We start from the raw sequence: 13,608 nt of genomic DNA, 5'->3' as shown, positions 1-13,608 counted from the left end.
TAGGCGCTTCGCCTTCCCGCAGGGTAGGAACGCAGAGGAAAGCGCAAAGGCTCGCGGAGGGAATCTCTGTCTTCTTCTGCGAAACCTTTGCGATCCTATGCGTTTTAAAACGAACCTCATTTTTTCAAATAACCCTTTGGATCTTCGGCTACCCAACCCAGAGATGAGCTAGAACGCACTTCAAAATGGAGATGGGGTTGAGTGGAACTTGGTTGTCCACTGGTACCTACAGTTCCCAATATGTCTCCTTTTTTCAGTTGCTGACCAACACTAACTTTGATACTGTCAAGTTGAGCATAACGGCTTTGGAGTCCGCCACTGTGGTTGATGATGACCAACTTTCCATAAGTACCTTGGTCATTAGCAAAGGCTACAGTTCCAGGCGCGATCGCTAGCACATCATTACCCACTGGTGCTAATAAGTCAACACCACTATGAAAGAAAACTTGACCTGTTGCCGGATTAATTTGCCAGCCGTAAGCTAATCCGATTGTTGCCACTTGTGCCAAAGGATATCCAGACAGGGATGCACGGTTTGGCGTACCTGTATTAGTAGGTAAAGGGGACTTAGTTACAACACCATTCGGCGACCAATTTACCCCCGGAAGAAACACAATTCTAGGGTCTTGTTGGCAGCCATTCACCTCAAAAAGGCTATCAGCACGAACTTTGTATTTTGCCGCCACTTGTCGCCAAGTTTCACCGCGAGGCACTTCGACTACAACCCCATTGTAGGGAGGAATTTGAAGTACACTACCAACCGTGGCGTTCGCACCGTTCTGCAAAGCTGGATTCATGCCAATAATAGTTGTAGGTATGAGATTGTAGCGCTGCGCTATGCTCTCCAAAGTTTCGCCACGAACAACTTTATGGCGTTGGAAGCGAGATAAGGCTGGAGTTGGGCAACCACTGACAACAGCCTTGGCGCTGTTGGTGTTTGGCAGTATGCTTACTAGGCCCAAGGCGCTAATTAAGCTACAGAGAAACAGTTGACGAAAAGGTAAAGTCATGTATGTACGTCAAGAGCGCATTAACTTTAGATTTTAGATGGGAAGAGTGGGGAGTGGGGGAGATGACGGAGATGAGGGAGACAAGGGGGACAAGGAGAATAACCAATGCCCAATGCCCAATCCCCAATCCCCAATTTCTAGTAAATTGATCTGTCCACTTGCCGTTCGCTTGACTACACTTAGAAATTAGCAACTGCATTGCTGTCCTTAAGCAAAATGATTATGAAGTTATCTTTAAAGCAAGTGGCGGTTTATGTGTTTTTACTGGTGTTCGGCGGTGGTGCAGGTTTGTTTGGCAGTCGCTATCTGCTGCCACAAAATTCCTCATTCCAACAGTTAAAAAATGTAACAATGGCTTCGCCTCCAGAATCCATAGTTCCGAATTCTCCTAACGGAACGATTGGGGCTACTGGGGGCGATAATGTGAATTTTATTGCGACGGCTGTGCAAAAAGTTGGCCCGGCTGTGGTGCGAATTAATGCCACTCGCAAAGTCGCCAATCCCATCTCTGACGCTTTAAAAAATCCCCTCTTGCGGCGATTCTTTGGAGAGGATGAGGAACCAATTCCGCAAGAACGCATTGAGCGCGGTACAGGATCGGGATTTATTTTGAGCGAAGATGGAGAATTACTCACTAACGCTCATGTGGTAGCCGACACGGATACAGTACAAGTCACCCTCAAGGATGGTCGCAGTCTAGAAGGCAAGGTGGTAGGAGTTGATTCTATAACAGATGTGGCGGTGGTGAAAATAAAAGCGAATCATTTACCAACAGTGAAACTGGGCAATTCGCAAAACTTGGTGCAGGGACAATGGGCGATCGCTATTGGCAATCCTCTGGGTTTAGATAATACTGTCACTATTGGCATCATCAGCGCCACCGATCGCACCAGCGCTCAAGTTGGTGTCCCAGATAAGCGAGTCACCTTTATCCAAACTGATGCCGCAATTAACCCTGGTAATTCCGGGGGACCTTTGTTAAACGCCCAAGGCGAAGTGATTGGTGTTAACACTGCCATCCGCGCTGATGCTCAAGGACTTGGTTTCGCCATCCCCATTGAAACCGCCGCCCGCATCGCCAATGAACTTTTTACCAAAGGGCATGTAGAACATCCCTTCTTGGGTATTGAAATGGCAGACCTTTCTCCCATCAGAAAACAGCAGATTAATCAAGAAAATCAGCTCAACATTCAGCAGGATGCTGGGATTGTCATTAGAGGAGTTACGGACAATTCTCCAGCCAAGCAAGTAGCACTTCTTCCTGGAGACGTGATTCAAAAAGTTAACGGTAAACCTGTCAAAACCTCAGCCCAAGTGCAGAAGTTGGTAGAGGCCAGCAAAGTTGGGGACATATTAGCGATCGAAGTCAACCGCAGCAATAAAATTCAAACCTTCAAAGTGCAATTAGGAGCTTATCCTGAAAGGAAGTAGTCAAAATAATTCATAATTAATAATTCATAATTACAAGACGCGAGCGGACACGGCTTAGGTACGCTATCAGTGGTAGCTCTGTACTCTCCACTGTCTTGTTGACCACTAAATCAAAAATTTAGTGTTGGCTCTGTAGCCGTTCTCTAATTATGAATTAGTAATTATTTGGTCAATAGTCCGAGAATGTTTGACTACTGACTATTGATTATTGACCATTAGACAAATGCTCTAACTGCATTCTTTGTTCCATCTGGCGCAGAAAATACCCCGTCATCATGGCCGACGCTAGAAGCCCAGCTAAGTTCTCCCGATCTGTTGTGATTTGGACGTTGAAATTCTCCGCAGGCAGCATTCCCACTAGCCCTTGGACATTTTGCGAGATGATTTGTTTAATTTCCGGGCTAGCGGACTGAGCAATCCTAGCTAAAACATCAGGAGACTGATGCTGTAGATATTTGAGTAACTGATTAGGGTATTCCTCAGAGTGGTCGGAAAGAAGTTGATTTGGGTGTTCCTCTGAGTTGTCATTCAAAAAGTCACGATTAAACACCATTGGCAGTTTTATTTAGCTTAATTGCTAATTCTACTCTAAACCATAGTACAAGGGTAGCGCATTCACCACGGGCATTGGGCATTGGGCATTGGGCATTGGGCATTGGGCATTGGGCATTGGGCATTGGGCATGGGGCATTGGGCATTAATCACTTGACTCCTAACTACTAATTCCCAACTTCTAATTCCCAACAGACGCGATTAATCGCGTCTCTACTCCTAACTCCTAACTCACCACTCACCACTCCCTACTCACCACTCCCCACTCCCTCTAGTTCTAGTTCTAGTTCTAGTTGTTCTTCCTTTTGGCTGGTAGAAAGTATTTGCGGGAGTTCTTCGATTTGAAAATACTGATGAAATTTTGGGGTTACTTGCAGTGAATAGGAGCGAGAATCGTTGTCTCGGCGCTTTCGGATGAAACCAAGTTCTACGAGTTCTGGAACGTGCTGATATACTCCTGAACCGCGCAGGTTAATCAAGTCGCTCTGGAGTATGGGACTATTAAGGGCGATCGCTGCCAAAGTCCGCAATGCACCAACACCCAATTCTACTGGTATCATAGTTTGCACTAAATCATGAAAGTCAGAGCGGAGTTGCAAACTGTAACCATCTGGGGTTTCTATTACCTCTAGGGCGCTATCTCGGTGGGCATAGTTGTCCATTAGTTCAATTATGCCTTCTTTGACAGTGGCGCGATCGCACGCGGCATACTCGGCGATTTCGCCGAGCGACAAGGGTTTACCCTTTAAATAGAGAATTGCTTCTATCTTCGTCGCTGTGGCTGTAATCATTTAGTTATTGGGCATTGGGCATTGGGCATTGGGCATTGGGCAATGGGCATTGGGCATTGGGCATTGGGCATTGGGCATTGGGCATTGGGCATTGGGCATTAGCAACTGAATAATGGACGCCTGATAATCAACAGGTGTTGGGACTTGATCCTAATAAGCGAAATATGTCAAAAATATACCGAGATTTAGAAGCTTCTAGTTGTGAGAATAAATTCTGCGATCGCTAAATCTTGTGGAGTAGTCACTTTTAAATTTGTCTCTTCTCCCTCGACAATTCGCACTTCAATACCACATCTTTCAAATAAAGCGGCGTCGTCAGTTACTTCCCAACCCTGACAGACACCTTCAGCATGGCACTGTTTCAACAACTTGACATCAAATCCTTGAGGAGTTTGTGCCGCCCAGAGTTGTCGTCTGTCGGGTGTTTTTTGAATTATGCCTTGTTCATCGACAATTTTGATCGTGTCTTTGACGGGTACACCTGCAATTAAACCGGGACAGTGGCGAATCGCCTCGGCACAAGAGTTAAATAAATCTGGTGTGACAAGACATCTAGCCCCATCGTGAATCAACACTTGTTCTGCGGCTACTGGTAGCGCCTGCAAGCCATTGTAAACAGATTCTTGCCGGGTGGAGCCACCTTGGATCAATTCCACTGGTTTAGTCAGCTTCAGATTGGCGATAATTGCTTTCAAGTCAGACCAGTCACTAGGTTGAGAAATAATTCCGATCCAACTGATTGTAGTGGCGGCTTCGGCGGCTAATAGAGTCCAAGCAATAATTGGTTGCGATCGCACCAGGAGCAAGAGTTTATTGCGGTTACTCCCCATTCTTTTTCCCATTCCCGCAGCTGGAATTAATAAATACACAGAATTCCTCTATCTTTAAGCTATATATTTTCCCCTAAAATAGGGAGCGAGTAAGCGTCAATAAATATTATGCGAGTAGTAGCCCTTGTACCTGGCGGAATTGGCGACCAAATTCTCTTCTTTCCGACTCTAGATGACTTGAAGCGCCATTACCCTAACGCTCAGATAGATGTCGTTGTTGAACCCCAGTCAAAGGCTGCTTACCAAGTGAGCAAGTCAGTTCACGAAGTACTGGCCTTTGATTTTAAAGACCGTAACAGTCTGGCAGATTGGGGCAACCTGGTGGGCACAATTCGCGATCGCGAATACGATGTTGCCATTGCTGTTAAGCAAAATTGGTTGATGGGTCTTTTACTCTGGTTGACAGGAATTCCCATACGCATTGGCTACCAAGGCAAAGGCTCGGTTTTTCTTACCGACACTGTGCCGTTCAAACCATCTCAGTATGTGGCGGAACTATATCATGATTTGCTGCAACCATTGGGCATAAAAAGCCCTGTCCCAGAGTTAGCAGTAAATGTGCAAAAACCAGATATTGACTGGGCACAGAAGGAACAAAAACGCTTAGGGGTTCATGAAACAGGCTATATCTTGATTCATGCCGGTTCTGGCCAATTATCCCAGGCTAAAGAACTGGATAAAATCTACCCTGTCGAAAAGTGGCAGCAAATTATTCAAAGCTTCCAAGACAAACAGCCGGATCTGCCTGTAGTGGTGATTAAGGGGTCTGAAGATCAGCTGTTTGTGCGATCGCTTCTGGAGTCTTCTCCAGATATCAAGGTGACTGCCCCAGATGATATTGGTAAGTTAACTGCCATAATTGCTGGAGCAAATTTGATGTTGTCTACTGATAGTGCGGCATTACAACTGAGTGTTGCAGTCCAAACCTATACCATTGCCCTATTTGGGCCAACCGATCCAGCTAAGTTATTGCCGAAAAACGATAAATTCTTGGCCATTGAATCCCCCACAGGAAAAACGTCGGATGTTTCACCAAACGCAGTTTTAGAGAAAATTTGGGGTGGCTAAACCAGCAGTTTGTCCCCATTTCTACAATTAGTCTATTGGATATCCAATGTAATTATGCGTTTGTTGAATGACCGCAAAACCTAGATGTGACAACTAGATTTTGCGGTTATTTGAGTATTAAAATATCTCAAAAAAAGCATCATCTAATTCATAACCCAGCATTTGGGACATAGACTTCAGCCGTGAGAGGCTGGGGATATCCTGCTGTTTAAGCCATTCACCTAAAATAAAGATTTTGTGCATCAAAAATATTTCTAAGGCTTCAGGATTATACTGAATGCCTTCTTGAGAACTGAATTGGTGCGGTACAAGCATTGCGGCATAACGAGCAAATTCTCCAGCTTTCCAATCTAGTAAAAATGGCAACCAGGGGAATTTGGCATCTAGGCGCACAAACCACAGCCGCACTTCTGGAATTTCTGATAATTCTCGTGGATCGCCAGGTTGCAGATTATAATTGATATCAAAGCGTAGCTGCTGTTCATGGGATGCAACCCCATCTGGCAGCAGTTGTTCAATCACCGTTGACGCAGGCGACAAATCCAGATTGTTAATAAAGTCATTATTGAGTGCGATCGCAATTGTCATAAAAAACTCGATACGTTTGGAAATTTGATACTTTTGCTTAGTTTTCGCTGGTTATAACAAATATACATCTAGTACTTTGTCAAGCTAGTAATCCACTCACGTACACCGGATTTTGCTACACTTAAATATTACTTTTATAATTGCGATAAATACTCACATTTAACTAACAAATTGTTACACAATTAATCGAATTAGCCTACTTAGCTAAGGCGTTGCTTTAGCCAAGGTGGACATTTACAGCAATTTTAAGTTAAAGTTGTAATGAGTTTGTTTTAGATTAAGGTCTGAGAAAGTAGCCGTCAACAAGCAAAAAAATCATTATCGCCACTTGTGACTTCCGCAGCATCAAAAGCCAAAACACAAGTACAGGTAAAAAGCGGTGTGCAATATTATTGCATATATGAAATAACCAATAAACATTTAGATGGGAAAATTCCCTCAACAGTTAACAAGCTGTAATATGCAAAAACAAACAATTTCTACAAAACCAATTCGTTCCTTAGAAGATGCGCTTGATCGCTGTCAAATCCTGGGTATGCGCGTCAGTCGTCAGCGTCGCTTTATTCTGGAACTACTTTGGCAAGCAAATGAACACCTTGCCGCTAGAGAGATTTACGATCGCTTGAACCAACAAGGCAAAGAAATCGGTCATACCTCTGTTTATCAAAATTTAGAAGCATTATCCAGTCAAGGCATCATTGAATGTATTGAACGCTGTGATGGGCGTTTGTACGGCAACATCAGTGACTCTCACAGTCATGTCAACTGTATAGATACAAATCAAATTCTCGATGTTCATGTGGAACTGCCAGAAGATTTTATCCGCAAAATTGAAGAACAAACAGGAGTGCGGATTACTGAATACAGTATTAACTTTTTTGGCTACCGCAACCCGCAAGAAAGCTGATGGGAGTTGGGAGTTAGGAGTTATATCATGTCCGCTTGATTACTTATTAAACCCGAAGAACCCCTCCCCGCTTGCAGGGAGGGGCTGGGGGTGGGGTGAAATGACTGTGGCAATTATAACTAATTATTCAGAGATGATATTGGAAGTTAGGAGTTATACCTTTTCTTTGTGAGGTTGCGCCAAAATTTTCTTTCTTTCTTTGTGTCCTTCTCTACGAGACGCTGCGCGTAGCTTGCTTCCACGTTCGCGGAGCGTCTCGTAGAGAAGTGGTATGCGCCCTTTGCGGTTCGTTCCTCATATAATTTGGCGCATCTTCATACAGAATTGGTATTAAGATTCTAGCTTTACTAAGCAATAAAACTTAATAACCATTACTATCATCAATGGAGTTATTGCCAAAAACTGTCTCATCATCCTCTTCATCATCATATAAATCTATTGGTAAAATCCTGCCTTCGGAGCTTTCAATTACTCCGAAGGCAGGCATAGTCCAATTAACATCTGTGTTTGACGGGATTTTTAGCGTGTTTGAGAAGGGCTGCTGCAATGCCTGCGGCGGTAAATTACGCAAATGTTTCAATCTGGGAAACGACTCTTTGGAGAACAAGGCACCATTATCAGCGGCCAATTTTTTGTCAGCATCAGCGATAATCGCATCAAATAACCAGGCGTTGTTGAAATTGGCAGAATTTAGATTTGTCCCCATAAGGTTCGCCTGTTGCAGGTTTGCGCCTGCAAGGTTCGCCTGTTGAAGGTTCGCGCCTGCAAGGTTCGCCTGTTGAAGGTTCGCGCCTGCAAGGTTTGCCTGTTGGAGGTTCGCGCCTGCAAGGTTCGCCTGTTGCAAATTCGCTCCCGCTAAATTCGCCCCGATTAACTCCGCATTGGAGAAGTTTATCTGCTCAAGATTTACCCCAGTTAACATCACTTGCAATAAAGAGGCTCCCGATAAGTTGAGTCCAGCCAAAGACTTGATTCGGGTTGCAAAGGCAGTTTTATGCAAAACCGTTGTCCTAGCAATTAGCGCACTCAGCGCATTAGGATTGAATTCTGCCAAATTCGCTGGATTACCGCCAGGCCAAAAAGGAACTTTTATTTCTCGGTAACAAGCACAAAGCAATAAAAACACATTCAGTCCTACCGCAGCATTCACCTGTTCAACGTTTACCGGGTTTTGCAGTGCGTGAAAATGAGTCAAAGCTTTGTGGGCTATCCCTTCATCTAGCCAACGGCCTTGACAGTAAGCACGCCAGAAAGACAAAAGACGTTGAAACAAAACTTCAAAGGAAAACTTGTGCTTTTGCTGGCGATGCAATCCGGCGTAGGCGCAGCCCGCCGCAGGCATCGCTAGTTCTTCAATTTCCTGGCTAATTATCCCATAACCTAATAAATTATAAAGGTGTTGGGCGACGCTACTGGGAGAATCAAGTACAAAAGTGAGTGTACCATAAGGCTCATCTTGGCATTGAGTCAGAAATTTAAGTTGGGTAGCAATCGCATCTGCACAAAGAAATTCTCCTAACTTAATATGCGAAAATTCAATTAAACTACTTTTTGCTGCGTCTTTGCCTGAGCTTTGTAAATCCCGAATTTTAAAGTAAAACGCTGGTAAAGTATTAGATTCCTCAGCTAGATTAATTTGATGACGTTGTGAGTGTAAAATTTTCAGAGCGATCGCTTGCATCTGCTTAAGTAAATCTTCGGGATGACGTCCAGCGAGTAAATTAGCGATCGCTTCTGGAGTTCGGTGGATATGAGCCGATCCTGAGCGCAGTAACATCGTCTTCATATCACCAATTAGCGGATAGCCCAACAACCATCGACTCAGGCGATGATGAATTTCCCATAACAGAGAAGACTTTTGAGTATTAGCAGCTAACTGCAATAGTTGATCATCTAGCAATCCGTCGCGGTGCAAAATGCCCAACAAATGCAGCATTAGGGGTTGACGGATCAGAGCAGATAATTCTGTTAACTTTGATTGGCTGGCAAATAAGCCAGACTGTTTTAAGAATGTAAAGAAATTTTGAGAGATCGCCAACGATTGCACTTTTATCCACTGCTGAAACCATTGTTTGAGCTCGTCCGCATCCAATGGCTGAATAATAATTCGCCTCAACAATAGCGGTAGTTCAGAGACGATTTCCGGTAACGTGGTTGAGCGACTCGTCAACACAATTTTGTGTCGGTGCTGAGATTGAAAGTTGAGTAATTGCTGAATAAAAATCGCTTGTCCCCTTATACCCTGAGCCGACGGGGGGAGTTCATCTAGACCATCCAGCAGCAACAGACAAGGGAGATTTTCTGGCTCTAACCAAGTTGAAAGATTAACAGGAAAAGCCGAATTTAGGGTTTCGGTGAAAGTTTTGCCGTATTTTACATCCCGCAACCTAATTAATATCGGCATCCAAGTAGGGTAAAATTCCTGTGCTACCTCTGCCGCCCAAAGTTGGCAAAAACTAGTTTTTCCATAACCAGGTTCCGACTCAATGATAGCGATCGTTTCTAAATCATCTAGCTGTTGCTGCGCCCATGTTTTTAAATCAACTGGTTTAATAGTTTTTTTATCCGGCTCAGAAATACTTTCCTCTATTGGTAAGCCTTTTTGTGGCACATAAATATCCTTAAGCGCAAAGGATTCCATGAGCAAAGGTATACTCAGGTTTTTAATCAAACTTGCACGGTAATGTTCTCGGTGCAAATCAATTTTCTCACCGACTATAGAACCAACTTCTGGGGTGATAAAATTTGGAGATAATGAAATCCCCAAACGGAAAAATTTTTGCAGCTGGGCTAAAGGTGCAGCATTCTCGGTAACGACTACCAGCATATTACCAGGAAGTGAGTTGACCAAACGCTGTGTTAGGAGTTTAGCTTCAGGTGACTCTGCACCATTGGCAACTAACCAAGCGATAACAGCGTTATTTATTTGTTGCACCAGTAATGAATCTGCAACTAAAGATAATGCTTGTTCCGCTTGAGTGTCAGTCAATTTACCTGGGCTGAGAGTTTTCAGCAAACCTTGTAGTTGCGGATCTTGGAGCGTGAATTTACCCACATCCTCTTTAAGTATATGTGATTGGATGGGTATACTTGCCCGATCTAGCCACGGTCTTTGCAAGCTTGCTTCCTGCTCTAGAATTGCTTGCAAAGCCTGGAGATAGGCAATTTGAAACGCTAGCCATGTGCCTTCGTTACGTTTTAATGGTTTTTTTTGGCTGAGACTACGCAACAGGTTTTCTGTCAACTGGGAAATGACATTGATTTCTTCCCAAACAATACCTAAAGGCAGTTCTAAAACCTCTACCAAGGTACAGATATCAAAAGGCATGAGGCTTTTGACTTCCATATCCTGAACAATCCGGTAGGCAATACCTGCCAATTGCCCCGTTGAAAATCCTCTGATTTGATTGATTGCAATATAGCGTTCTGCCAACCAGTGCCGAATACTCAGGTTCATTTAATTACACAGTGAAGGCTGCTATGGCAATTATGCTCGATTTATCAGTTGGCGAAAACAGGTAACAATGGGGAAGACAAAGTTTTGTATCAAAACTGTTTTCTAATTCCTAAAAAACAGTGCTTGTGTAATTGAGTGGACTATGAGCGATCGCCCGATAAAATTATTGTTAATCGACCAAGACCCGATTTTTCGTCTGGGATTACGCGTAGCTCTGGAAGCAATTTCTAACCTGGAAGTAACAGCAGTGGTAGAAACTGACACCGTTGCCTTGCAGATTTTAGCAGAAATTGCCCAACAAGATCCTAACCAAGTAAATTTGGTAGTTTTAGAATTCGGTAATGGTCGCTCCACCACCAGTCAACAGCTAGGATTACAATTCTGTCGGCAACTCAGAGCCTTATATCCCAACCTGCCACTTTTGCTCCTCAGTTCTATTCAAGAACAAGGACTACTATTAGCTGCGAAATCTGTTGGTATTAATGGTTACTGCCCCAAAGGTACACCACTTTCTGAGTTAATCGCCGCTATGCAAGAAGTTGCAGATGGTGGTTCCTATTGGTTTCAGGACACAGAAGCAATAATAACTCCTAACTCCTGTACAGACGCGATTAATCGCGTCTCTCCTAACTCCCAACTCCCTTTCTCTAGACTGCGAAATAATTTACGTTTGTCAGGAATTGCTAACATTGACGCTACCCTAGCCGCAATAACAGCACAATTACAAGTTCCCGGACTACCAGTACTAGATCGAGCAATTCTAGCTGGACATCGGCGAGAACTGCTAGCGGCTCGTTGGTTGCTAAATCGGTTGTTGGTTTCATCACAAGAAAGGCAAGAGGAAGATATTCCGGTTGCTGATGTGCCTCTGGCTTCTTCATTGAGTAGCGCCATTCAACAAAAGCAAATTGTGCCACCTTTACTTAGTCCGGGAACACTACAATCTGACTTGTTTTCATCTTGTGTTACCAAACTTCAATTTTCTTTACAAAATATTACAGATGTACCTTTAGAAATTGACATCTTTCGTGAAGATAAAAAACGGGAATTACTTTATCTAATACTGCAAAAATTGGCTGAACAGTTGGATGAACTGCGTGCTGCTCAAATAGAGATCAATCAATTATATGAAGTAAAAAATACCTTAATATATGACTTATGGCAAGTAGCAATTACATATTTTTTTGGAAAATTTTCTCGGATAAAATTAGGATATCAAAACATAGAAATCGTTAATTTTTTGTTACAAAATACAGAGGTCGTGCAAAGAGATATTCTAAATAAAATTCCGCTAGTTTGCGAGTTGTATTCTTATTTACTATTTCAAACAGAATTGAACATTGATAATACCTCTTATCCAGTAGTAAGCGTTGAAGCCAAGTCCCAAGCATTAATGATTTTAGAGAACTTGTTGATTCAGGTAGCGAATGGGGTTGTGCAACCACTATTAAATTCTTTAGCAGATGTAGAAGTAATTAAGCAAAGTTTTTATGGACGGCAATTGATTTCCACAAGAGAGATTGAACGATTTAGAAATGATTTGTCGTGGAAATATCGAATAAAAAATTATATAAATGAGCCAAAAGCAGTTTTTGAAAGTCGCTACGAACTCTTTGTAATTGCGCCTCGTGGCATTGCCAATACTTCAGTTTATGCTCCTCGAAATCAGGAGTTAGAAAAACTTTCTAATATTCCTTTAGTAGTGACATTGCTCCTAGAATTTAGTGATGCGATCGCACCGCGTTTAAAATCACTATTAGCTTTTGTAGGTAGCGGTATAGTCTTCATTCTTACCCAAATAGTTGGTCGAGGTTTAGGTTTAATCGGTCGTGGTATTCTTCAAGGTATTGGCAGCGTATCGTTAGTAGAAAAAAACCTGAGACGAAATAGCGATCGATCTAAATGAGCGACAGAACGCGGGGACACGGAGAATGACAAATGATTTTATCGGGCTAGCAATTTCTTATACTTATGCAACTAGTCTGCTTGTCATAGGTGAGGGACTGCGTAGGCTGTTTGGTGTGAAGCCGGATTTGACTCGCAAAGTGATCCATATTGGTGCAGGAATGTGGGTTTTTGGCGTCCTGCTGCTGTTTAAGCACTGGGAAATTGGAATTATCCCTTTTGCTACCTTTATCGGACTTAACTACCTGTTGTACCGCTACCGAATCATTGGCGCAATGGATACCCAGGATAGCTCACCTGGTACAGTTTATTTCGCTATTTCAGTCACACTGCTGTTCGGACTCCTGTGGCGGCCAGACGGGCCAATAGATGGCGCTGCGATCGCTGTTGCTGGGATAATGGCGATGACTTGGGGTGATGCACTGGCAGCATTAATCGGCAGACGCTTCGGACAGCATAAATACCAAGTGGGAAATTCTGTACGTTCCTGGGAGGGTTCAGCAGCAATGTTTGCAGCGAGTACAGTGGTGATTTTCTTAGTGCTGTTGCTACTACCTGGTTCGTCGCTGAGTCCCCTGGCAACACCTTTAAGTTTAGGATGGGCATTGCTGACGGCGGTGGTAACTGCTACTTTCGCCACCCTAGCAGAGGCAGTCTCACCCCACGGCACAGATAACCTCAGCGTACCTCTAGTAGCGGCTGGGGTAGTGTGGGTAGCAATGCAGGCGTTTTAAACCAAAATTTAATATTCCCTCGTTCCCAGTCGATAAGAGATCCCCCAAACCCCTTAAAAAGTTGGCTCTTTAAGATACCCCGCTTTTTAAGGGGGGCTAGGGGGGATCGAAGCTTCAGGTTTTGAGTGCGTAAGTTCTGAGAGTTTTAGAATTTTCAAAATTTCGAGTTCAAAGGTGCAACTTCCGAGTTCAAAGGCTCAACTTCCGAGTTCAAAGGTGCAACTTCCGAGTTCAAAGGCTCAACTTCCGAGTTCAAAGGCTCAACTTCCGAGTTCAAAGGCTCAACTTCCGAGTTCAAAGGCTCAACTTCCGAGTTCAAAGGCTCAACTTCCGAG

Annotated in this window: 12 protein-coding genes and 1 pseudogene; 5 read left to right on the top strand and 8 right to left on the bottom strand. The window is 43.6% G+C overall.

What is annotated here, in order from left to right; translation table 11 throughout:
• Positions 1–116 precede the first annotated feature (116 nt).
• Positions 117–1,010, bottom strand: a complete 894-nt coding sequence (locus V7K15_RS16555; protein WP_334906767.1) for a LysM peptidoglycan-binding domain-containing M23 family metallopeptidase — start codon at positions 1,008–1,010, stop codon at positions 117–119.
• Between the two features lie 222 nt (positions 1,011–1,232).
• Here V7K15_RS16555 and V7K15_RS16550 point away from each other — a divergent pair, with 222 nt between their 5' ends.
• Positions 1,233–2,441, top strand: coding sequence for an HhoA/HhoB/HtrA family serine endopeptidase (locus V7K15_RS16550; protein WP_334906764.1), 1,209 nt, complete (start codon positions 1,233–1,235; stop codon positions 2,439–2,441).
• Between the two features lie 205 nt (positions 2,442–2,646).
• Here the strand turns inward: V7K15_RS16550 and V7K15_RS16545 are convergent, their stop codons facing one another.
• The 4 genes from V7K15_RS16545 to ispD all read right to left on the bottom strand — a co-directional run bounded on the left by V7K15_RS16545 (position 2,647) and on the right by ispD (position 4,653).
• Positions 2,647–2,994, bottom strand: coding sequence for a DUF760 domain-containing protein (locus V7K15_RS16545; protein ID WP_334906762.1), 348 nt, complete (start codon positions 2,992–2,994; stop codon positions 2,647–2,649).
• Complete coding sequence (locus V7K15_RS16540; RefSeq protein ID WP_334906760.1) at positions 2,984–3,139, bottom strand: hypothetical protein; 156 nt, start codon at positions 3,137–3,139, stop codon at positions 2,984–2,986. Before V7K15_RS16540 ends, V7K15_RS16545 begins: the two co-directional genes overlap by 11 nt.
• A gap of 102 nt (positions 3,140–3,241) precedes the next feature.
• Positions 3,242–3,784 (bottom strand): SMC-Scp complex subunit ScpB, encoded by a 543-nt coding sequence (gene scpB, locus V7K15_RS16535; protein ID WP_334906758.1) that lies wholly within the window; start codon positions 3,782–3,784, stop codon positions 3,242–3,244.
• 185 nt (positions 3,785–3,969) lie between these two features.
• Positions 3,970–4,653, bottom strand: a complete 684-nt coding sequence (ispD, locus tag V7K15_RS16530) for a 2-C-methyl-D-erythritol 4-phosphate cytidylyltransferase (RefSeq protein WP_334906756.1) — start codon at positions 4,651–4,653, stop codon at positions 3,970–3,972.
• A 69-nt stretch (positions 4,654–4,722) separates the two neighbouring features.
• On the opposite strand from ispD, the gene V7K15_RS16525 reads away from it, so the two are divergent.
• Positions 4,723–5,682, top strand: coding sequence for a glycosyltransferase family 9 protein (locus tag V7K15_RS16525; protein WP_334906754.1), 960 nt, complete (start codon positions 4,723–4,725; stop codon positions 5,680–5,682).
• A 117-nt stretch (positions 5,683–5,799) separates the two neighbouring features.
• Here the strand turns inward: V7K15_RS16525 and V7K15_RS16520 are convergent, their stop codons facing one another.
• Positions 5,800–6,270: a CRR6 family NdhI maturation factor gene (locus V7K15_RS16520; protein WP_334906752.1), complete on the bottom strand. Its 471-nt coding sequence runs from the start codon at positions 6,268–6,270 to the stop codon at positions 5,800–5,802.
• A 460-nt stretch (positions 6,271–6,730) separates the two neighbouring features.
• Here V7K15_RS16520 and V7K15_RS16515 point away from each other — a divergent pair, with 460 nt between their 5' ends.
• Positions 6,731–7,177: a Fur family transcriptional regulator gene (locus V7K15_RS16515; RefSeq protein ID WP_334906750.1), complete on the top strand. Its 447-nt coding sequence runs from the start codon at positions 6,731–6,733 to the stop codon at positions 7,175–7,177.
• Positions 7,178–7,538: 361 nt separating this feature from the next.
• Here V7K15_RS16515 and V7K15_RS16510 read toward each other — a convergent pair whose 3' ends face one another.
• On the bottom strand, positions 7,539–10,634 hold the full coding sequence (locus tag V7K15_RS16510) for a pentapeptide repeat-containing protein (RefSeq protein WP_334906748.1): 3,096 nt from the start codon (positions 10,632–10,634) through the stop codon (positions 7,539–7,541).
• Positions 10,635–10,776: 142 nt separating this feature from the next.
• Between V7K15_RS16510 and V7K15_RS16505 the strand changes: the two genes are divergently transcribed.
• The gene (locus V7K15_RS16505) at positions 10,777–12,540 is read left to right on the top strand and encodes a DUF3685 domain-containing protein (RefSeq protein WP_334906746.1); all 1,764 of its coding nucleotides are present in this window, start codon (positions 10,777–10,779) and stop codon (positions 12,538–12,540) included.
• Between the two features lie 25 nt (positions 12,541–12,565).
• On the top strand, positions 12,566–13,273 hold the full coding sequence (locus tag V7K15_RS16500) for a diacylglycerol/polyprenol kinase family protein (protein WP_334906745.1): 708 nt from the start codon (positions 12,566–12,568) through the stop codon (positions 13,271–13,273).
• 154 nt (positions 13,274–13,427) lie between these two features.
• On the opposite strand, the pseudogene V7K15_RS16495 reads toward V7K15_RS16500, so the two are convergent.
• Positions 13,428–13,608, bottom strand: a pseudogene (locus tag V7K15_RS16495) (hypothetical protein); the annotation flags it as partial.

It is taken from the genome of Nostoc sp., from assembly GCF_036919815.1.
GTDB lineage: Bacteria > Cyanobacteriota > Cyanobacteriia > Cyanobacteriales > Nostocaceae > Nostoc.
This window is presented reverse-complemented; position numbering and strand designations above follow the sequence as displayed.

Excerpts from the sequence above, each read along its gene's own strand:
- V7K15_RS16555 (WP_334906767.1), bottom strand. The coding sequence starts at position 1,010 with ATGACTTTACCTTTTCGTCAACTGTTTCTCTGTAGCTTAATTAGCGCC.
- V7K15_RS16550 (WP_334906764.1), top strand. The coding sequence starts at position 1,233 with ATGAAGTTATCTTTAAAGCAAGTGGCGGTTTATGTGTTTTTACTGGTG.
- V7K15_RS16545 (WP_334906762.1), bottom strand. The coding sequence starts at position 2,994 with ATGGTGTTTAATCGTGACTTTTTGAATGACAACTCAGAGGAACACCCA.
- V7K15_RS16540 (WP_334906760.1), bottom strand. The coding sequence starts at position 3,139 with ATGCCCAATGCCCCATGCCCAATGCCCAATGCCCAATGCCCAATGCCC.
- scpB (WP_334906758.1), bottom strand. The coding sequence starts at position 3,784 with ATGATTACAGCCACAGCGACGAAGATAGAAGCAATTCTCTATTTAAAG.
- V7K15_RS16525 (WP_334906754.1), top strand. The coding sequence starts at position 4,723 with ATGCGAGTAGTAGCCCTTGTACCTGGCGGAATTGGCGACCAAATTCTC.
- V7K15_RS16520 (WP_334906752.1), bottom strand. The coding sequence starts at position 6,270 with ATGACAATTGCGATCGCACTCAATAATGACTTTATTAACAATCTGGAT.
- V7K15_RS16515 (WP_334906750.1), top strand. The coding sequence starts at position 6,731 with ATGCAAAAACAAACAATTTCTACAAAACCAATTCGTTCCTTAGAAGAT.
- V7K15_RS16510 (WP_334906748.1), bottom strand. The coding sequence starts at position 10,634 with ATGAACCTGAGTATTCGGCACTGGTTGGCAGAACGCTATATTGCAATC.
- V7K15_RS16505 (WP_334906746.1), top strand. The coding sequence starts at position 10,777 with ATGAGCGATCGCCCGATAAAATTATTGTTAATCGACCAAGACCCGATT.
- V7K15_RS16500 (WP_334906745.1), top strand. The coding sequence starts at position 12,566 with ATGACAAATGATTTTATCGGGCTAGCAATTTCTTATACTTATGCAACT.